Origin of the sequence: Craterilacuibacter sinensis, assembly GCF_009831765.1 — a bacterium.
Lineage (GTDB): Bacteria > Pseudomonadota > Gammaproteobacteria > Burkholderiales > Chromobacteriaceae > Craterilacuibacter > Craterilacuibacter sinensis.
Genome location: NZ_WSSB01000002.1, coordinates 1 through 17,740, shown reverse-complemented (window position 1 = coordinate 17,740; position 17,740 = coordinate 1). Strand labels below are relative to the sequence as shown.

At 59.6% G+C, this 17,740-nt stretch carries 16 protein-coding genes; 6 read left to right on the top strand and 10 right to left on the bottom strand.

The window, feature by feature from the left end:
• Together araD and GQF02_RS02605 are read right to left on the bottom strand one after the other, a co-directional pair.
• Positions 1 to 1,737, bottom strand: a complete 1,737-nt coding sequence (gene araD / locus GQF02_RS02610) for an L-arabinonate dehydratase (protein WP_160794653.1) — start codon at positions 1,735 to 1,737, stop codon at positions 1 to 3.
• 216 nt (positions 1,738 to 1,953) lie between these two features.
• The gene (locus tag GQF02_RS02605; RefSeq protein ID WP_160794651.1) at positions 1,954 to 2,652 is read right to left on the bottom strand and encodes an oligogalacturonate-specific porin KdgM family protein; all 699 of its coding nucleotides are present in this window, start codon (positions 2,650 to 2,652) and stop codon (positions 1,954 to 1,956) included.
• Between the two features lie 185 nt (positions 2,653 to 2,837).
• Between GQF02_RS02605 and GQF02_RS02600 the strand changes: the two genes are divergently transcribed.
• Positions 2,838 to 3,602 carry a sulfite exporter TauE/SafE family protein gene (locus tag GQF02_RS02600; protein WP_160794649.1) on the top strand — a complete coding sequence of 255 codons (765 nt, stop codon included), beginning with the start codon at positions 2,838 to 2,840 and terminating at the stop codon, positions 3,600 to 3,602.
• An 8-nt stretch (positions 3,603 to 3,610) separates the two neighbouring features.
• On the opposite strand, the gene GQF02_RS02595 is transcribed toward GQF02_RS02600, so the two are convergent.
• The 7 genes from GQF02_RS02595 to dnaA all read right to left on the bottom strand — a co-directional run bounded on the left by GQF02_RS02595 (position 3,611) and on the right by dnaA (position 12,397).
• Entirely contained in the window at positions 3,611 to 4,006 is a 396-nt protein-coding gene (locus GQF02_RS02595; RefSeq protein WP_160794647.1) for a DUF2721 domain-containing protein, read from the bottom strand.
• 618 nt (positions 4,007 to 4,624) lie between these two features.
• On the bottom strand, positions 4,625 to 5,179 hold the full coding sequence (locus tag GQF02_RS02590; protein ID WP_160794645.1) for an antibiotic biosynthesis monooxygenase: 555 nt from the start codon (positions 5,177 to 5,179) through the stop codon (positions 4,625 to 4,627).
• A gap of 275 nt (positions 5,180 to 5,454) precedes the next feature.
• Positions 5,455 to 5,721, bottom strand: a complete 267-nt coding sequence (locus GQF02_RS02585) for a UDP-N-acetyl glucosamine 2-epimerase (RefSeq protein ID WP_160794643.1) — start codon at positions 5,719 to 5,721, stop codon at positions 5,455 to 5,457.
• Positions 5,722 to 6,716: 995 nt separating this feature from the next.
• Complete coding sequence (gene hepT, locus GQF02_RS02580; RefSeq protein ID WP_160794641.1) at positions 6,717 to 7,058, bottom strand: type VII toxin-antitoxin system HepT family RNase toxin; 342 nt, start codon at positions 7,056 to 7,058, stop codon at positions 6,717 to 6,719.
• A gap of 270 nt (positions 7,059 to 7,328) precedes the next feature.
• Complete coding sequence (gyrB, locus tag GQF02_RS02575) at positions 7,329 to 9,719, bottom strand: DNA topoisomerase (ATP-hydrolyzing) subunit B (RefSeq protein ID WP_160794639.1); 2,391 nt, start codon at positions 9,717 to 9,719, stop codon at positions 7,329 to 7,331.
• A 136-nt stretch (positions 9,720 to 9,855) separates the two neighbouring features.
• Positions 9,856 to 10,962, bottom strand: a complete 1,107-nt coding sequence (dnaN, locus tag GQF02_RS02570; RefSeq protein WP_124735578.1) for a DNA polymerase III subunit beta — start codon at positions 10,960 to 10,962, stop codon at positions 9,856 to 9,858.
• Positions 10,963 to 11,005: 43 nt separating this feature from the next.
• Positions 11,006 to 12,397, bottom strand: coding sequence for a chromosomal replication initiator protein DnaA (gene dnaA / locus GQF02_RS02565; RefSeq protein ID WP_124735579.1), 1,392 nt, complete (start codon positions 12,395 to 12,397; stop codon positions 11,006 to 11,008).
• Between the two features lie 307 nt (positions 12,398 to 12,704).
• Between dnaA and rpmH the strand changes: the two genes are divergently transcribed.
• The 5 genes from rpmH (at position 12,705) to mnmE (ending at position 16,568) form a co-directional block, all read left to right on the top strand.
• Positions 12,705 to 12,839 (top strand): 50S ribosomal protein L34, encoded by a 135-nt coding sequence (gene rpmH, locus GQF02_RS02560; RefSeq protein WP_124735580.1) that lies wholly within the window; start codon positions 12,705 to 12,707, stop codon positions 12,837 to 12,839.
• A 4-nt stretch (positions 12,840 to 12,843) separates the two neighbouring features.
• A complete protein-coding gene (rnpA, locus tag GQF02_RS02555) occupies positions 12,844 to 13,206 on the top strand; it encodes a ribonuclease P protein component (protein WP_124735581.1) in 363 nt (120 codons plus the stop codon).
• Positions 13,182 to 13,391, top strand: a complete 210-nt coding sequence (gene yidD / locus GQF02_RS02550; RefSeq protein ID WP_124735582.1) for a membrane protein insertion efficiency factor YidD — start codon at positions 13,182 to 13,184, stop codon at positions 13,389 to 13,391. Before rnpA ends, yidD begins: the two co-directional genes overlap by 25 nt.
• Positions 13,392 to 13,411: 20 nt before the next feature.
• The gene (gene yidC / locus GQF02_RS02545) at positions 13,412 to 15,055 is read left to right on the top strand and encodes a membrane protein insertase YidC (protein ID WP_124735583.1); all 1,644 of its coding nucleotides are present in this window, start codon (positions 13,412 to 13,414) and stop codon (positions 15,053 to 15,055) included.
• Positions 15,056 to 15,221: 166 nt separating this feature from the next.
• Positions 15,222 to 16,568, top strand: coding sequence for a tRNA uridine-5-carboxymethylaminomethyl(34) synthesis GTPase MnmE (mnmE, locus tag GQF02_RS02540; protein ID WP_407924821.1), 1,347 nt, complete (start codon positions 15,222 to 15,224; stop codon positions 16,566 to 16,568).
• A gap of 17 nt (positions 16,569 to 16,585) precedes the next feature.
• Here mnmE and ugpQ read toward each other — a convergent pair whose 3' ends face one another.
• Entirely contained in the window at positions 16,586 to 17,362 is a 777-nt protein-coding gene (gene ugpQ / locus GQF02_RS02535) for a glycerophosphodiester phosphodiesterase (protein WP_160794635.1), read from the bottom strand.
• Positions 17,363 to 17,740 lie beyond the last annotated feature (378 nt).

Below are 17,740 nucleotides of genomic sequence, written 5' to 3'. Positions count from 1 at the left end.
TCAGAAAATGTCGGGTTCGCGCACAGCGGATGGCGACTGCAGGAAATCGAAGTCGCAGCCTTCGTCAGCCTGGGTCACGTGTTGCTGATACAGCGCAGCGAACGAGCGGGCGTACTGGTGGTGAACCGGCTTGAACTCGGTGCGGCGGCGCTCCAGCTCTTCGTCGTCGACGATCATGTTCAGCGAGCCTGCGGCAATATCCAGCTCGATCAGGTCACCGGTGCGCACCAGTGCCAGCGGGCCACCGATTGCAGCTTCCGGTGTGACGTGCAGGATGCAGCTGCCGTAGTGGGTGCCGCTCATGCGCGCATCGGTCATGCGCACCATATCGCGCACGCCTTTTTCCAGCAGCTTCTTCGGGATAGGCAGGTTGCCCCATTCCGGCATGCCTGGCGCACCAACCGGACCTGCGTTACGCAGGATCACTACGGTGTCTTCGGTCACATCCAGATTCGGGTCATCGATGCGGTCGGACAGTTCCTGATGGGTATCAAACACCAGCGCCGGGCCGACATGTTTGCGGAACTTCGGGTTGGCAGCCGAAGACTTCATCACCGCACCACGCGGCGCGAGGTTGCCGCGCAGCACGGCCAGCGTGGCGCCTTTTTCCAGGGCAACAACCGGGTTGTCCAGGCCGCGGATGGTTTCGTCGTCGTAGCAGTTGGCATCGGCCAGCAGCTCTTTCAGCGGCTTGCCGGAAACGCCGGCACAGTCGGTGTGCAGGAACTGCTCGATTTTCTTCATCTGTGCCAGCAGGCCGCCGGCAAAGAAGAAGTCTTCCATCAGCTTGTCGCCGGAGGGGAACAGGTTGGCCAGTACCGGCACCTTGGTCGCCATTTCGGCCATATCGTCCAGTGTCAGCTCGACACCGGCGCGGCGGGCCATCGCGATCAGGTGGATCGCGGCGTTGGTCGAGCCACCAAGCGCCATGTAGACCGCGACGCCGTTGAGGAAGTGTTCGCGGGTCAGCCACTTGGACGGCTTGCGGTCTTCCCACACCATTTCGACGATGCGGGTGCCGCAGGCGGAAGCCATTTGCGGGTGACGGCTGTCGGCAGCCGGAATGCTGGATGCGCCCGGCAGCATGAAACCGATCGCATCGGCGATCGAGGTCATGGTCGAGGCGGTACCCATGGTGTTGCAGGTGCCGATCGAGCGGGTCATCGCGCCTTCGAGGTCGACCCAGTCATGCTGGGTGATATTGCCCAGACGCAGCTCGTCCCAGTACTTCTTGGTATGGGTGCCGGCGCCGGTGGTGGTGCCGCGCCATTTGCCGTTCGACATCGGGCCGGCCGGGCAGAACAGCATCGGAATATCCATGCTGATGGCGCCCATCAGCATCGCTGGCGTCGACTTGTCGCAACCGCCCAGCAGCACGGCACCATCAATCGGATGCGAGCGCAGCAATTCTTCGGTTTCCATCGCCAGGAAATTGCGATACAGCATGGTGGTCGGCTTGACCAGCACCTCGCCTACCGACAGTGCCGGCAGTTCGACCGGATAGCCGCCTGCCGCCCATACCGCGCGCTTCACCGCCTCGGCCCGCTCGCGCAGGTGCGAGTGGCAAGGAGACATATCGCTCCAGGTGTTGATGATGCCGATCACCGGCTTGTTCATGAACTCGTCGCGGCGCATCCCCATTTGCTGGGTACGCTGGCGGTGGGCAAAGGCACGAATGCTGTTGGGCGCATACCAGCGCTGGCTGCGCAGTTCGCTCAGTTCTTTCTTTTCCGACATGCTATGAATTCCTCGGTATCTGCTTTCGCAGCGTTGCGATGTATTTTTTGATGCCTCAATAATAGCGCTACGAATATGGCGATGCAAGCATTACCGTCTGTGCAATATCACGTGGCAGGCAACGGCCGGCCGCTCTTGCCGACAGGCATAATAAAGGGCGGCAGGAGACCTGCCGCCCTTGTCATGCAATTTCAGGCATAAGGCTGTAGCCGTGGCTTACAGCGGAATCTTGACCCCGACACGTACCCAGGTACGGTTCACTTCCTGGCCTTTCTTGTCGCCCTTGTCGACATAGCGGATGTCGAAATACGGGGTGAAGTCCTTGCTGACGCTGACGAGACGGGTCTGCAGGCCCAGTTCGAACATGTCATCGCCGGTAAACTTGTTGAAGTCAGGGCCGGACACGCGCTTGGTGTATTCCGGGTTGAGCGAGAAGTGGACGTGGTCATTGGCTTTCCAGGTTGCCCAGATCGAGTAGTTGTGCGCCTTGACCTTTTCGTTCGCGCTATTGGTGTCGATGTGGCCCTGCTGGTAGCGGTAGCGCGGGTTGATCGAGAGCGTTTCGCTCAGCTTCCAGCGCAGTTCCATATAGGGGCGGGTCTCGGAGCCATTGCTGTTCCATACATGGGCGACGCCGGGAACCAGCGACAGCTGGTCGTTCAGCTTGTAGTTGTAATAAACACCCGCCTCGTTATCACCGGCGGTGAAGCTGTCGTAGCCTTCATCGGAGCCGGAGCTCTGGTTTGCCGTGAGTTCAGTCCAGCCGCCGATGCCGGAGCTCCACTGGTGGCCGATCAGGGCGCGCGAAAACCACTTGTCCATCCCGGTATCGTAACCGGTGCGCAGGTCGAGTTCGGCGGCGCCGGCGCTGCCACAAGCGATAGCCAGCAAGGTGGCGATCAGGGTCTTATTCATGATGCAGTCCTTTAGTTGGTATGTCAGGATGGATGACTTAAAAAATAATAGCGCTATTATTATGGTTTTATAGTAGCGCTGCAAATGTTGAATGCCATATCGCGGGCATAAACGGCGGGTTTGCTGATCTGGATCAAAAACAGGGGCAGATCGGGTATCTATCTGAAGAACGGGGAACAGGAAGAATGAGCGCTTTACTGGCCTGGCCATTGGCAAGCGTGATACAGGGCGGCTTGCTAGCAGCCGTTGTTGCCTTGGCGGCCTATTTGCAGTCATTGACCGGCTTTGCATTCGGTCTGGTACTGCTAGCCCTGTCGACCCAGTTGGGGCTGCTAAGCATTGCCGATGCATCGCAGCTGGTGAACAGCCTCACACTGGCCGGTGCCCTGCTGCTGCTTTGGCGCGGCCGGCTGGCACCGGACTGGCGCTTGTTCGCATGGGGTGTTTTGCCGGCCTTGCCCATGGTGCCGCTCGGCTTGTGGCTGCTTGGCGCGCTGTCCGGCGATGCCATCTACTGGCTGGGAAAATTGCTGGGTCTGGTGGTGGTGCTATCCAGTCTGACCATATTGTGGCCGCCACCACTGGCTACATTGGCCGGCAAGCGCTGGGTCAAGCTGGGTTGCGGCGCGCTGTCCGGTCTGATGGGCGGGCTGTTTGCGACCGCCGGCCCGCCGCTGGTGCTGCTGTTCTACCAGCTGGGCTTGCCCGCGGAGCGTGTGCGCGACACGCTGATGCTGGTTTTTGCTGGCTGCGGCCTGCTGCGCTTGCTGGTTTCGGTGCCAGGTGGCGTCTTTAACCCCGACTTGCTGCTGCCAACCCTGTTCTTGTTGCCGGTCTATTGGGGCGCAAGCCGGCTTGGCCTGCATCGGGGTGCGGCCAGCAAAGGGCCGGGACTACGGCGGCTGGTCGCCTTGCTGCTGCTGGGGAGCGGGCTTGCGATGCTGGCATAAGCACGCAGTCAGCCTCTTTGCTCCAGCAAGCCGGCCAGCAGGATATTCAGCGCATCGGAGGAAAGCTTCAGCTCGTATAGCGACAGCAAGAGCGATACCAGCATCAGGCTGATACTGGCGCTGAAACTGTAATAGGCATAGTGCGACCACTGCATCAGGATGCCGAGCAGCGCCAGCACGCAGCCCAGCAGTGCGGCCATGCCGCAAAGCTGCATGTATTGCGTCAGGCGCAGCCGGCGGCGCAGGCTGCTGATCTGCAGGATGATCTTGCGGTCCCGGGTGCTCTGGTAGTCTTTGCACAGGTTGCGAATGATGCCGGCCAGTGCCAGAAAGCGGTTGGTATAGGCAATCAGCAGCATGCACAAGGCAGGGAACAGGAAGCCCGGTGTGGCTAATTCCATCATTATTTTGGCTATGTCCCAGTGACGAGTTGGCGTAGATAGGTTTTGGACTTTGTGTCCGCTGCGCGGACGAGTTTTTTACTTGCCGCTTCCGCGCGGCATGCGGGCAGGGGCCGGACGCGCCCGGCCCCTTGCATCCCCGGCGCCCCCGAAGTCTCGCGAAACCCCGGCGCAAAAGACGCTGGCGAGGCGCTGGCCAACTCGCGATTCGCTATCGTCGAATCGCTCAAACAAAGCCCAGCTTAAGACCTCGCCAGCGTCTTTTGCGCCGGCGCGAGCCTAACGGGGATGGGTGGCTGACGCACTGATAGCGCACATCGCATGCAATCAACACCAACGTGTAATTGGGACATCGCCACTATTTTAGTGGTGCTTGAGATTTGCCGGCTGTGCAGAATGCGCCGCAGACAGTATGCGAAAGAAGAGGATTGTAGCGCTACGATCGGCTCGGGGAAAGGGGACGGACAAGTAGTCCGTATGCCATGATGCTTTTCATGGACCTGCTCCGCCCCCTGCGCTTGCCTGCTATTTATCGTCTGGGCGGCCCAGAATGGGCAAAACCGGCACCCGCGCCAGCTGGCAAGTCCGGTCCTCTCCTATATACAGCGGCCACCCCGCCTTTTATGGCAGGCCGGGGTGTTGCCTTGGGTATGCCGGGGAGGCGGGCTGCAGCCAGTTTGCCAGCAAGCGGGTTACCCACGGAATGATCACACACACCATCAGCGGGGTGAGCAGCAGGGTAGACAGCAGCACCCGCAGTAACAGCGGCAGGCCGGCCAGCCACTCGCCCAGCACCGCATTCATCAGCAGCGACACCGGAAAAAACGCCAGCCACACCGCCACCGCCTGTTTCCAGCGCGGCGGGGGTGAGACAAACCAGCCATCCAGCCCGCTGGCACAGCGTATGTCGCTTTGCTGCACCAGATGGGTGCCGCTGGCCAGCCAGTCGCTGCGTTCCGGTGCGTGCATCCACAGTTCAAGACTGGCGGCATCGGCAAAGCGGAACACGATCTGCCAAGTGTTGTCGCCCGGCGGCGGCGCAAACAGGCCGGCGCCCAGAAAGCCGTCAAAGCCGCCGGCCAGCGTTTCGCCGGCCAGCATCCAGCGGGTGAAGTCCTGCTGCCGCGCAGGGTCCACGCGGCGGGTGACGAGAAAGGTCAGCGGTTCGGTGGGCATGGGGATCTCCTTGCGTATCACGTCCGTCTGGCCGGGATGGTGGCCGACGAAGCTGCTCCCGGATGTGGGGGCAGTTGATCTTAAGCAAGAAGCGGTCCTGCGTGGGAGGGGGCGTTGACGTATTGCTATGGGGGCAATACGTCAACGAAGAATTAATGGAATTTCCAGAAACATCAAATTCCAGCAGGTCTCCTGCTGTGAGTAAAAAACGCTACTTTTGGGCGCCGCTGATTTCAAGAGGGATTACCTATCCACCAATATCCATAAGCTAGGGCTTAGTTGCCTCTACGCTTTCTTTGCTTTTCCTGTAGGGCCACCAGTCGAGCCTCAAGTGATTCGCTGCCCGTTTGGTTTGAGGTAACAGGAAAGAGTAGCTGTAAATTTCGGCTTTTCTCCAAGGCAATCAGCGCCTTCAGAAATGTCTCTAGATGCGCTTTTCCATCAGCTTCAAGGCGTTTGAATGTGCGCAAGGAAATCCCAGCACGCTTGGCAAACTCTTCTTGAGTCTCCTCGCGTAGTCTTCTTTCACGCCGAATTTTCATAGCAAGATATTCACATAGCGCGGTATGCGATTTGTCTTTCAGGAGTTCGGACTCTAGCTCTGGCGTCATATTGATGAGAATAGGCCAAATTTGGCACTAGATGTGGATAACTTGCATGGAAGAGTTGAGGAGATGCTGTGTTGTTGCTAGCATTGGTAATGCGTAATCAACTAAGCACAATATATTGTGTTTAGTGGTGCGTGACACAAAAACCAAAGGCCAGCGAAAGGCTGGCCTTTGGTGGCTGAAGAAGATACCGTTTGATACCTTAAACCGCTCTTTTGATGGGGATCACTAGAGTACATCGGGAATGAGGTTATCGCAATTGGTTGTCTTCTCAGACGTTAACCACTTCATATGAGGATAATCTCATGAGCCATTCAAAAGTTACTAATCCAAAAGCTGCTACTGCAGCCTCGAAAACACTCAACAGCTTTTCCACGGGAGCAAGCTCCAAAACGGCAGCTGGTAGTGCCCTATCTCAAGTTGGTGCACCTAAAAAGCAAACATCAGCATCTGCCGCATCTGCCGCGTCCTCTGTTCTGAGGGATGGTCGTACCTGTGCGGCCTCGAAGTCTGCTGCTGGTAGCGCACTCTCGCAGGCCAAGCGCAGGGTCTCCTGACTGAGAACCTTAATCCACAGAGATGCTGTCAAATTTACACATCTCTGTGGTGATGGTGATCTGCAACTCTTGGCAAGTACAAGCGTGGCGGAGTACGCCTCGCGCACTGCTGCCTGTTCCAAGTTTCCCTGAGATGAGTGTTATGCGACAGTTGAAGTTGGATTTACCACTACCTGAAGGCTACAAGATACAGTTTCGAGCTTTTATTACCCTGAAGAATGGTCGGAAGTTGTACGCGAAACAGTACGGATTGAGAGGTTTTCCGATTCCCGTGAAAGTAGCTTAGTGATAGAGAGGCAAGGCCTTTGGCCTTGCTTTTCATCTGATGGCAGATGTTCCGCCAAAACAGTCACAATCCTAGTGAGCTAACACTTATTCCTTGCCTGCAAAATTGCGAAAGCCGACCATTTTTTTGAGCGAGTCGGCTAGCGCCGTGGCTATCCAGCCGCCTTGGGCCAGCAGAGCAAACACATCGCGTGCGCTTTGCGGGATGCCCAACCGCTCGCGGCGGATCAGATGTTGGCCCATGTCGAGTGCGGCGTTGCAGGCGCGGACGATATTGCACACTGCGGCATCCTGACGGCTGAGGCTGGCAGCAAAGCCTTCTCCGCCATCGCCATATTCTTTCCTGCTGCGCTGTACGCAGCGGTAGATCGTTGCCGATTTGTTGGCCAATACCGGGTCTGGGAAATTGGTTTCTTTTAGCTGGTACAAGGGCAGTGTCCTGATTGCGTGTTGGTGCTGGTTGTTGGTGGTGCAAGCCACTCGTACGGTAGCAGGCAAGTCCCCGTTCGCCGCGCGGAAGCGGCACTCAAATACGTCCGCGCAGCGGACTCCGCAAACTACGGATCACGGAAACCAGCCCGACGGGGTGTAGATGCAAAAAAGGCCAGCCGTTGCAGGCTGGCCTTTGTCTGTCTGGCGGGTGGTCGCTGGTGGGTTACGGCCTTTGGCCTAACCCCCCCCTACCGTCACCCCGTCTGATCAGATGTCGATATTGCGCGCGATCAGCGCGTTGCTTTCGATGAAGGCGCGGCGTGGTTCGACGTTGTCGCCCATCAGCGTGGTGAACACGTCGTCGGCGCCCATGGCGTCTTCGATGCGTACCTTGAGCAGGCGGCGCACGCTCGGGTCCATGGTGGTTTCCCACAGCTGGCCCGGGTTCATTTCGCCCAGCCCCTTGTAGCGCTGGATGCTCATGCCCTTGCGTGCTTCGCCCAGCAGCCAGTCCAGTGCTTCGCCGTAGCTGGTGACCGGACGCAGGGTTTCGCCGCGGCGCATGGCGGCGCCTTCGCCGATCAGGCCGTTCAGCATTTCACGCGTGGTCTTCAGCTCGGCGTAGTCGGCCGATTCGAGGAAGTTCTGGTCCAGCACCGTCACCATCACGTTGCCGTGCAGCTTGCGGATGACCTTGATCAGGTAGCCGTCGTTCTTTTCGTCGCGCAGCAGCTCGAGCTCGATCTCTTCGACCGGCAGCAGCGCCTGCAGTGCGGCCAGCGAAGCGAGGGCTTCGTGTTCGTTTTCCAGACCCAGCGGCGCGGTCTTGAGCATGGCTTCCAGCACCAGATGGTCGATGACGCGGCTTTCGCGCTCGATCACGGCGCGGGCCAGCAGGAACTGGCGCGCGACAATGCCCATGGCTTCGGCCGTCAGCGGCTCGGCACCGGCGCTCGGGATCAGCTCGGCCTTGTCCAGTGCCAGTTGCAGCAAATACTGGTCAAGTTCGTATTCGTCCTTGAGGTAGCGTTCCTGCTTGCCATGCTTGGCCTTGAACAGTGGCGGCTGGGCGATGTAGATATGGCCGCGCTCCACCAGTTCCGGCGTCTGGCGATAGAAGAAGGTCAGCAGCAGGGTACGGATGTGCGCACCGTCGACGTCAGCATCGGTCATGATGATGATGCGGTGGTAGCGCAGCTTGTCCGGGTTGTACTCGTCCTTGCCGATGCCGCAACCGAGTGCGGTGATCAGCGTCGCCACTTCCTGGCTGGCCAGCATCTTGTCGAAGCGTGCGCGCTCGACGTTGAGGATCTTGCCCTTCAGCGGCAGGATGGCCTGGAACTTGCGGTCACGGCCCTGTTTGGCCGAGCCGCCGGCGGAGTCACCCTCGACCAGATACAGTTCGGACAGCGCCGGATTTTTTTCCTGGCAGTCGGCCAGCTTGCCCGGCAGGCCGAGGCCGTCGAGCACGCCTTTGCGGCGGGTGATCTCGCGCGCCTTGCGCGCGGCGTCACGGGCACGGGCGGCATCGACGATCTTGCCGCAGATGATCTTGGCGTCGGCCGGGTTTTCCTGCAGGAAGTTGCGCAGCGCTTCGCCGACCACTTCGTTGATGACCGGGCCGATTTCGCTGGAGACCAGTTTGTCTTTGGTCTGGCTGGAGAATTTCGGGTCGGGCAGTTTGCACGACAGCACGCAGGTCAGGCCTTCGCGCATATCGTCGCCGGTGGTGTCGACCTTGGCCTTTTTGGCCACTTCGTGTTCTTCGATGTACTGGTTCAGCGTGCGCGTCATCATCTGGCGCAGGGCGGTGAGGTGGGAGCCACCATCGCGCTGCGGGATGTTGTTGGTGAAGCACTGTACCGATTCCTGATAGGAGTCGTTCCACTGCATCGCCACGTCCACGCTCATGCCGTCCTTTTCGCCGGTGGCGAAGAAGGGCTTGGGGTGCATGGCCGCCTTGTTGCGGTTCATATACTGCACGAAGCCCGCTACGCCGCCGGAGAAGGCGAAGTTTTCTTCCTTGCCGCTACGCTTGTCGATCAGGGTGATCGCCACGCCGTCGTTGAGGAAGGACAGTTCGCGGATGCGTTTGGCCAGAATGTCGAAATGGAATTCGATCTTGCCGAAGATTTCCGGCGAGGCCATGAAGTGCACTTCGGTGCCGCGGTGGTTGCTGTGGCCGGTGACGGTCAAGGGCTCGACCGCGTCGCCATGGCGGAACTCCATCTCGTGGACTTTACCGTCGCGCCAGATCTTGAGCTTGAGCCAGTCGGACAGGGCATTGACCACCGACACGCCCACGCCGTGCAGGCCGCCGGAGATCTTGTAGCTGTTGCTGTCGAATTTGCCGCCGGCGTGCAGGATGGTCATGATGACTTCTGCGGCGGAGCGGCCTTCTTCCGGGTGGATGTCGGTCGGGATGCCGCGGCCGTTGTCTTCCACCGAGATCGAGTTGTCCGGGTGGATGATGACGCGCACGGTGTCGGCGTGGCCGGCCAGTGCTTCGTCAATGGCGTTGTCCAGCACTTCGAACACCATATGGTGCAGGCCGGAGCCATCCTGGGTGTCGCCGATATACATGCCGGGACGCTTGCGCACCGCGTCCAGCCCTTTCAGGACCTTGATACTGTCTGCGCCGTATTCCTGTTCGCTCATCTGTTTGCTACTCGATTCTATCTGTTCGGGAGCCGGGACCCGGGATCGGGTGCCCGGTATGTGCCACCGTGGGCAGCACGCTTACCGCTAGGACTGGCAGCGGATCCAGGATCTCTGATCCCGGATCCCGCCTGCATCAGATCCGCATCGGCATCACGATGTATTTGAAGTTGCTGTTGCCGGGGATGGTAAACAGCGCCGAGCGGCCGGCGTCGCCGAAGGCCAGTTGCAGCGTGTCGGCCGGCAGGTTGGTCAGCACATCCAGCAGGTAGTTGATGTTGAAGCCGATTTCCAGGTCGCCGCCGTCGTAGGCGATTTCCAGTTCTTCTTCGGCTTCTTCCTGCTCGCTATTGGTACACAGGATGGACATGGCGCCATTTTTCAGTACCAGACGCACGCCGCGGAACTTCTCGTTGGCGAGAATGGCGGCACGCTGCAGCGCATGCAAGAAGGTCAGGCGTTCGATCAGGAACAGGCGGTCGTTATCCAGCGGAATCACCCGGTTGTAGTCGGGGAACTTGCCGTCGACCACTTTGCTGATGATCACGGTGCTGCCGAAGCTGAAGCGTACCTGATTGTTCAAGAGCTCGATCTGGATCAGCTCGTCGCTGTCCTGCAGCAGCTTGTAAAGCTCGAGTATGGTCTTGCGCGGCAGGATGACTTCGGTCTTGGGCAGGTCGCCGTCGTGGCTCGCGGCGGCAAAGGCCAGACGGTGGCCATCGGTGGAAACCAGACGCACCTGGTCGCCCTCGGTCTGCAGCAACAGGCCGTTCAGGTAGTAACGGATATCCTGCACCGCCATGGCGAACTGGACTTGCGACAGCAGGCGCTTGAGGTCGCGCTGCGGCAGGCTGAAGGTCGATTCGGCCGCGCCGTTGGGGGCGACAAACGGAAAATCGTCGGCCGGCAGGGTCTGCAGGTTGAAGCGGCTTTTGCCTGCCTTGAGCACCAGACGGCCGCCGTCCTGCGAGTCCAGCGTGACGGTGGAGTCGGGAATGGCCCGCAGGATGTCCTGCAGCTTTTTGGCCGAGGTGGTCAGGCGGAAGTCTTCGCCGGGTAGGCTGTCCGGGCTGGCGGTGGTGATCTGGATTTCCAGGTCGGTCGCGAGAAAGCTCACGACGCCGGCCTTTTTCTCGATCAGCACATTGGACAGGATAGGCAGGGTATGACGACGCTCGACAATCCCGGTCACGGCCAGAAGCGGCTTCAGCAGGGCATCGCGTTCGGCTTGCAAAATCAGCATGCTCAGGGCTCCCGATTCAAAACAGGTGGGGTTGGATTAGGGTTCAATTGCGCAACATCGATAGCAGGGCATCGTAATCATGGGCGATGTCCGGGTCCGAGGTGCGCATTTCATTAATGGTCTTGCAGGCGTGCAGCACCGTAGTGTGGTCGCGTCCGCCAAAGGCATCGCCGATATTGGGCAGGGAGAGCTGGGTCAGCTCCTTGGCCAGCGTCATCGCCACCTGGCGCGGACGGGCAATATCGCGCGAGCGCTTCTTGCTGTGCATATCCGACAGCTTGATCTTGTAGTACTCGGCCACGGTCTTCTGGATCGCGTCCACCGTCACCTGACGGTTGCCGGCGGCCAGAATGTCTTTCAGCGCCTCTTTCACCAGCTCCATCGAGATGCTCTGGTTGGTGAAGCGGGCGTAGGCGACCACGCGCTTGAGCGCGCCTTCGAGTTCGCGCACATTGGAGCGCACGTTCTGCGCGATAAAGAAGGCAACGTTGTTGTCGAGCTTGATATTGTCGACTTCGGCCTTCTTCATCAGGATGGCGACGCGCATTTCCAGCTCCGGCGGCTGGATTTCAACCGTCAGCCCCCAGGAGAAGCGCGAGATCAGGCGCTCTTCCATGCCTTCGATCTGCTTGGGGTAGGAGTCGCAGGTCATGATCACCTGCTTGCCGCCCTCGATCAGCGCGTTGAAGGCGTAGAAGAATTCTTCCTGGGTGCGGTTTTTGCCGGCAAAAAACTGGATATCGTCGATCAGCAGCAGGTCGAGCGAGTGGTAGTAGCGCTTGAACTCGTCGAAGGCCTTGTGCTGGTAGGCGCGCATGATGTCCGCCACATAGCGCTCGGCGTGGATGTAGCGCACGCGGGCCTGCGGGTTTTTCTGGAACACATGGTTGCCGATGGCCTGAATCAAGTGGGTCTTACCCAGACCGACGCCGCCATAGACGAATAGCGGGTTGTAGGCCGGGTCGCCCGGATTCTCGGCAATCTGCAAGGCGGCAGCGCGCGCCAGCTGGTTGCCCTTACCGGTTACCAGGCTGTCGAAGGTAAAGCCGGGATTGAGACGCGTGCTCTCGTGGCTGCCGATGGCCTTGACCGCCGCCTGCTTGGCCTGCTCGGCCACGGTCGGCGTGCTGGGCGCCGCCGGCGCGGGCCGCGGGGTGTTGCTGACCATGGAGGGCGGCGCCACCGGGCGCATATTGCCGCCTACGCGCAGCTCCACGTTGGTGAGCCCCGACAGCTCGCCGACCAGTTCCTCGATGCGACCAAGAAACCTGTCCTTGATGAATTGCAGGATGAAACGGTTGGGGGCGAGCAGCACCAAGCTCTCTTCGCCGGTTTCGGCAGAGAGGGGCTTGATCCAGGTATTGAACTGCTGTGAAGACAGTTCGGCCTCGAGGCGCGCCAGGCACGCCGGCCAAATTTGATCCAGTTCGGTCATTACTCACTAACAAGCAAAACCTGCTGCCATCGCGTGAAAACGGGGACGGCAGCAGGTTGCGTAAGAAACGCTCGCCATGAAAAGGCGGGCACAGGCATTCGGGTGATGGCACTGCACTGCATGCTGACCCGCTTGTCTTCGGGTCAAGTCCAAAACTTGAGCAGCAGGTTCAGTGCCTTAAGTTTGTACATTCTAATGGTTTTTGTAAAAGTTATCCACAGGAAGGTCAAAAATAAGTGGTTGACTGTTGCAGTGTTTCTGGGTTTAATCACGCGTTTATTTCCGTTTCGAAACAGGAAACCCCATCATGAAACGCACTTACCAGCCATCCAATACCCGCCGCAAGCGTACCCACGGCTTCCTCGTACGCAACAAGACCCGTGGTGGTCGTGCCGTTCTGGCCGCACGTCGCGCCAAGGGCCGCAAGCGTCTGTCTGTATAAGGCCTTGAGCTTCCGCTTTCGCCGAGTGCACCGGCTGTTAAAAACGGATGATTTTTCATCCGTTTTTAGTTTGCGCCAGGTGCGCAGCAATCCCTTCTTCCAGGTCTACGTCCGTCCCAATGATCTTGGCCACGCACGAGTCGGTCTCGTCGTTGGCAAAAAGACCGCCAAACGCGCCAATCGCCGCAACTACATCAAACGTTCGGTACGCGAATGGTTCCGCCTGCACCAGCACGAACTCGGCAGCAACGACTACGTGGTGCGCGCGCGTTTATCCTTCGTCCGTAACAATCGTCATGAAGCAGTCGAGGCTTTGGCCTCACTCTTTGCTAAACTGCTGCGATGTCGCGCGCCCTCGTCCTCCTGATCCGCTTCTATCAGGTCGCTATCAGTCCGTGGATTGCTCCGCGGTGCCGGTATCTGCCGACCTGTTCGTGTTACGCAATCGAGGCGGTGCAGAAACATGGCGCGCGCAAAGGTGGTTGGCTAGCGGCAAGGCGGATTGCGCGTTGTCACCCATGGGGCGGTAGCGGCTATGACCCGGTTCCCTGAACTTTCCGGATAAAAGAGAGATGGACTCCAAGAGACTGATCATTTTCATTACCCTGTCGCTGGCAATCTTGCTGGGCTGGCAGGAATTCTTTGCGCCCAAGCCGGTGCCAAAAGCAGCTTCGACTGTGACGGCGACCCGGACCGGTTCCGATACTCCTTCTGCTCCGCAGCCGGCCGATTCGGCCAGGCTGGAGAGCGGCCAGCGCATCGTGGTCAACACCGACGTGATGCGTGCCGAAATCGACACCATGGGTGGCGACTTGCGCGCGCTGGATCTGACCCAGCACGGTCAGACTTCAGATCCTGCCAAGGATTTCGATCTGCTGACCGACAAGGGCGGCCGCGTGTATGTGGCGCAGACCGGCCTGTTGTCCGCGGTTGACCCGCAACTGCCAACGCACAAGACCCTGTTCACGGCTGAAAAGACCGCGTACAGCCTTGATGGCGACAAGGTTGAAGTCAAGCTGACCGCACCGGAAGTGAACGGCGTGAAGGTGGTCAAGGTTTACACCTTCAGCAAGGGCTCTTACGAAATCGGCGTGCGTTACGATGTGACCAACGCCAGCGGCAAGCCGCTGCCACTGTCGGCCTACTACCGTCTGCTGCGTGACAACAAGGCACCGGAAGGCGAGAGCTACTTCGCGCATACCTTTACCGGTCCTGCGATGTACTCCAGCGAAGGCAAGTTCCAGAAAGTCACCTTCGACGATCTGGACAAGGGCAAGGGCGAACACGTCAAGAACACCGCCGACGGCTGGGTGTCGATGGTGCAGCACTACTTCTTCTCCGCCTGGATCACCAAGCCGCTGGACGGCAACGGTGTCTGCGCCAAGGCTGAAGACTGCAGCTACGACATCAAGAAGCTGGGTAACGGCCTGTATTCGGCCGGTGTGATGGTGAACCTGCCGGTGCTGGCCAATGGTGCGACCGAGTCGATTACCGTACCGCTGTATGTCGGTCCGGAAGAGTACGCGACCATCACCAAGCTGGCTGACGGCATGAACTACGTCAAGGACTACGGCTGGGTATATATCTTCGCTTCGCCGCTGTTCTGGCTGCTGTCCAAGATCCACGGCTTTGTCGGCAACTGGGGCTGGGCGATCGTGCTGCTGACCGTGCTGGTCAAGGCCGTGTTCTACCCGCTGACCGCCGCGTCCTACCGCTCGATGGCCAAGATGAAGGCGCTGGCGCCACGTCTGGAAACCATGAAGGCGCAGTATGGCGATGACCGCATGAAGTTCCAGCAGGCGGTCATGGAGATGTACAAGAAGGAAAAGATCAACCCGCTGGGCGGCTGTCTGCCCATCCTGATCCAGATTCCTGTGTTCATCGGCTTGTACTGGGCGCTGCTGGCTTCGGTCGAATTGCGTCAGGCTCCATGGATCCTGTGGATTCATGACCTGGCCAAGCCGGATCCTTACTATGTCCTGCCGGCCATCATGGCGATCACCATGTTTGTGCAGACCTTCCTGAACCCGCCGCCGACCGATCCGGTACAGGCGAAGATGATGAAGATCATGCCGGTTGCCTTCTCGGTGATGTTCTTCTTCTTCCCGGCCGGTCTGGTGCTGTACTGGGTGGTGAACAACGTACTGTCGATGTCGCAGCAGTACTACATCAACCGCCAGATTGAAAACGCCCGCAAGGCTTCGCTGCAGTCCTAAGACGGCAGCGCCTTGAAGGCAAGAGCCCGGCCGCAAGGCCGGGCTTTTTGGTTTTTATCAGGCAAGGCCGTGTAGCCTTGCGCGGCTTTGCCTGATAAAACGCCTTAAGCCCCGATATGTTTCAGGCCGGCAGTGCTGCCGGCAAACCGGATTGCACACTATGAACTTGAGCTACGCCCCCACCACCATCGCCGCCATTGCCACCGCCCCCGGTCGTGGCGGCATCGGCGTGATCCGTATTTCCGGCCGCGAACTGCTGCCGTTTGCACTGGCGATTTCCGGCGGCAAGACACCCAAGCCCCGCACTGCCACCTATACCGACTTTTTCGCCGCCGATGGCACGGCCATCGACAATGGCCTGCTGCTGTACTTTCCGGGACCGCATAGCTTTACCGGCGAGGATGTGATCGAGCTGCAGGGCCATGGCGGGCCGGTGGTGCTGAAGATGCTGCTGGCGCGCTGCGTGGCGCTGGGCGCGCGTCTGGCCGAGCCGGGCGAGTTCACCCGCCGTGCCTTCCTTAACGACAAGATGGATCTGGCACAGGCCGAAAGCGTGGTCGACCTGATCGATGCCGCCTCGGAAACCGCCGCGCGCGGTGCGCTCAAGTCGCTCAAGGGGGCGTTCTCCGGTGAGATCCACGCCATGGTCGAAGACCTGATTACCCTGCGCATGCTGGTCGAGGCCACGCTGGATTTCCCCGAAGAAGACATCGATTTTCTCAAGGCTGCCGACGCGACCGGCAAGCTTGCTTCCATCCGTAGCCAGCTGGCGCGGGTGCAGGCCACCGCGCGCCAGGGCGCCATCCTGCGTGAAGGCATGCATGTGGTGCTGGTGGGCGAGCCCAATGTCGGCAAATCGTCCTTGATGAATGCGCTGGCCGGCGACGATGTCGCCATCGTCACCGATATTGCTGGCACCACGCGCGACACGGTGCGCGAGGAGATCATCATCGATGATGTGCCGGTGCATGTGATCGATACCGCCGGCCTGCGCGACACCGATGATGTGGTGGAAAAAATCGGCATCGAGCGCACCTGGGCGGCGGTCGAGCGCGCCGATGTGGCGCTGGTGCTGGTGGATGGGCGCGAGGGTATTACCCCGAATGTAGAGGCGATACTGGCGCGCCTGCCGGAGCGTTTGCCGCGGGTGTTCGTATTCAACAAGATCGACCTAGCCGGCGAAGACGCGCGGGTCGACGAGGAAGACGGCCATCCGGTGGTCTACTTGTCGGCCGCGACCCATGACGGGGTTGACCTGCTCAAGGGCAAGCTGCTGGAGCTGATCGGTTACAAGGGCGAGGGCGAGAGCGTGTATCTGGCGCGGGCGCGCCATCTGGATGCCATCCACCGTGCCGGCGAGCATCTGGCTGTGGCGACCAGCGAGTGGCAGCAGGTGGAAATCTTCGCCGAAGAGCTGCGCCTGGCGCAGAACGCGCTGTCCGAAATCACCGGCGAATTCACGCCGGACGACCTCTTGGGCGTGATCTTCAGCCGCTTTTGCATCGGCAAGTAAGCCGGCGTGGCAGCGGCTTAGCCTAGGGCTGGAGCCGCTGCGGCGATCGCCTGCAAACGCTCCGGCCGGTCGCTGCACAGCATATCGATGCCCCAGCCGTAGAGTTCGGCAGCACGCTCCGGCCTGTTGACGGTCCATGCCATCAGCGCAAGTCCGGCATGCTGAACCGCCAGTACGCGCTCCTGGCTCAGATCCCGTTCATTGGCATTCAGGGCACAGGCGGCACAGGCCTGTGCCTGCTGCGGCCAGTCATCCGGCCAGTTTTCTATCAGCAAGGCACGCGGCAGCCCGGGAGCTGCCGCTTTTGCTGCCAGCAGCGCCTCAAGTGAAAATGAAGACAGCATTAGTAGCGAGTGCTCGCCTTGCCACAGCAGGCTGGCCTGCTGTGCGACAATACGCCCCGTTTCCTGCTCCCGTCCGGGGCAGGGCTTGATTTCCAGGTTGACCCGCATGCCGCTGTGCCGGGTGTGTTCTGCCAGCGCCGCCAGCGTGGCGATGCGCTCGCCGGCAAAGGCAGGGTGAAACCATGCACCGGCGTCCAGCTGCGTCAGTGCCGCATGGTCTTGTAGTGCAAACAGGCCCTGACCATTACTGGTGCGTTCGAGATGCTCGTCGTGAAACAGCATGGGGACACCGTCCGCCGACAGTTTGACGTCGCACTCGACGGCCATGATGCCTAATTGGCGGCTTATTTCCAGCCCGGCCAGCGTGTTTTCCGGTGCCAATGCACCGCCCAGGCGGTGGGCAAACAGTCTGGGCCATGCCTGAACGGGTGGGTGTTCGAATAAATGCATTAAGCAACTCCCGGGAGAGGCAGGGTCAGCCCTACTGTCTTGAAAGGCGGTGGCCGGTCAAACTGTGTTATTTGTGCAACGCAATATCAACAATCATGCATAAAAACCCGAATGCTGACAGACAGCTTAGCTGATCTTGATCACAGCCTGTCAGGATAGGCTTCTCTACTCTTTGGCATCCTGAGATGCGGGATAGCCTTTGAAGGGTAAATTTGTCGCAATACTATAAAAGTATTGCGCAATGGCAACATACGTGTATTAAATAAATTTCAAACGTCCGTTCGAATGCGCCTCGGCCGGATGCAAAGATTCGATTATTTTTAAACCATCAGGGAAAGGAAGACCATGCAGATTGCCATCCCGGCAGAGACGGGCGAC

Bases quoted from the DNA above. Each gene is read 5' to 3' on its own strand.
- araD (WP_160794653.1), bottom strand. From the start codon at position 1,737: ATGTCGGAAAAGAAAGAACTGAGCGAACTGCGCAGCCAGCGCTGGTAT.
- GQF02_RS02605 (WP_160794651.1), bottom strand. From the start codon at position 2,652: ATGAATAAGACCCTGATCGCCACCTTGCTGGCTATCGCTTGTGGCAGC.
- GQF02_RS02600 (WP_160794649.1), top strand. From the start codon at position 2,838: ATGAGCGCTTTACTGGCCTGGCCATTGGCAAGCGTGATACAGGGCGGC.
- GQF02_RS02595 (WP_160794647.1), bottom strand. From the start codon at position 4,006: ATGATGGAATTAGCCACACCGGGCTTCCTGTTCCCTGCCTTGTGCATG.
- GQF02_RS02590 (WP_160794645.1), bottom strand. From the start codon at position 5,179: ATGCCCACCGAACCGCTGACCTTTCTCGTCACCCGCCGCGTGGACCCT.
- GQF02_RS02585 (WP_160794643.1), bottom strand. From the start codon at position 5,721: ATGAAAATTCGGCGTGAAAGAAGACTACGCGAGGAGACTCAAGAAGAG.
- gyrB (WP_160794639.1), bottom strand. From the start codon at position 9,719: ATGAGCGAACAGGAATACGGCGCAGACAGTATCAAGGTCCTGAAAGGG.
- dnaN (WP_124735578.1), bottom strand. From the start codon at position 10,962: ATGCTGATTTTGCAAGCCGAACGCGATGCCCTGCTGAAGCCGCTTCTG.
- dnaA (WP_124735579.1), bottom strand. From the start codon at position 12,397: ATGACCGAACTGGATCAAATTTGGCCGGCGTGCCTGGCGCGCCTCGAG.
- rpmH (WP_124735580.1), top strand. From the start codon at position 12,705: ATGAAACGCACTTACCAGCCATCCAATACCCGCCGCAAGCGTACCCAC.
- yidD (WP_124735582.1), top strand. From the start codon at position 13,182: ATGTCGCGCGCCCTCGTCCTCCTGATCCGCTTCTATCAGGTCGCTATC.
- yidC (WP_124735583.1), top strand. From the start codon at position 13,412: ATGGACTCCAAGAGACTGATCATTTTCATTACCCTGTCGCTGGCAATC.
- ugpQ (WP_160794635.1), bottom strand. From the start codon at position 17,362: ATGCATTTATTCGAACACCCACCCGTTCAGGCATGGCCCAGACTGTTT.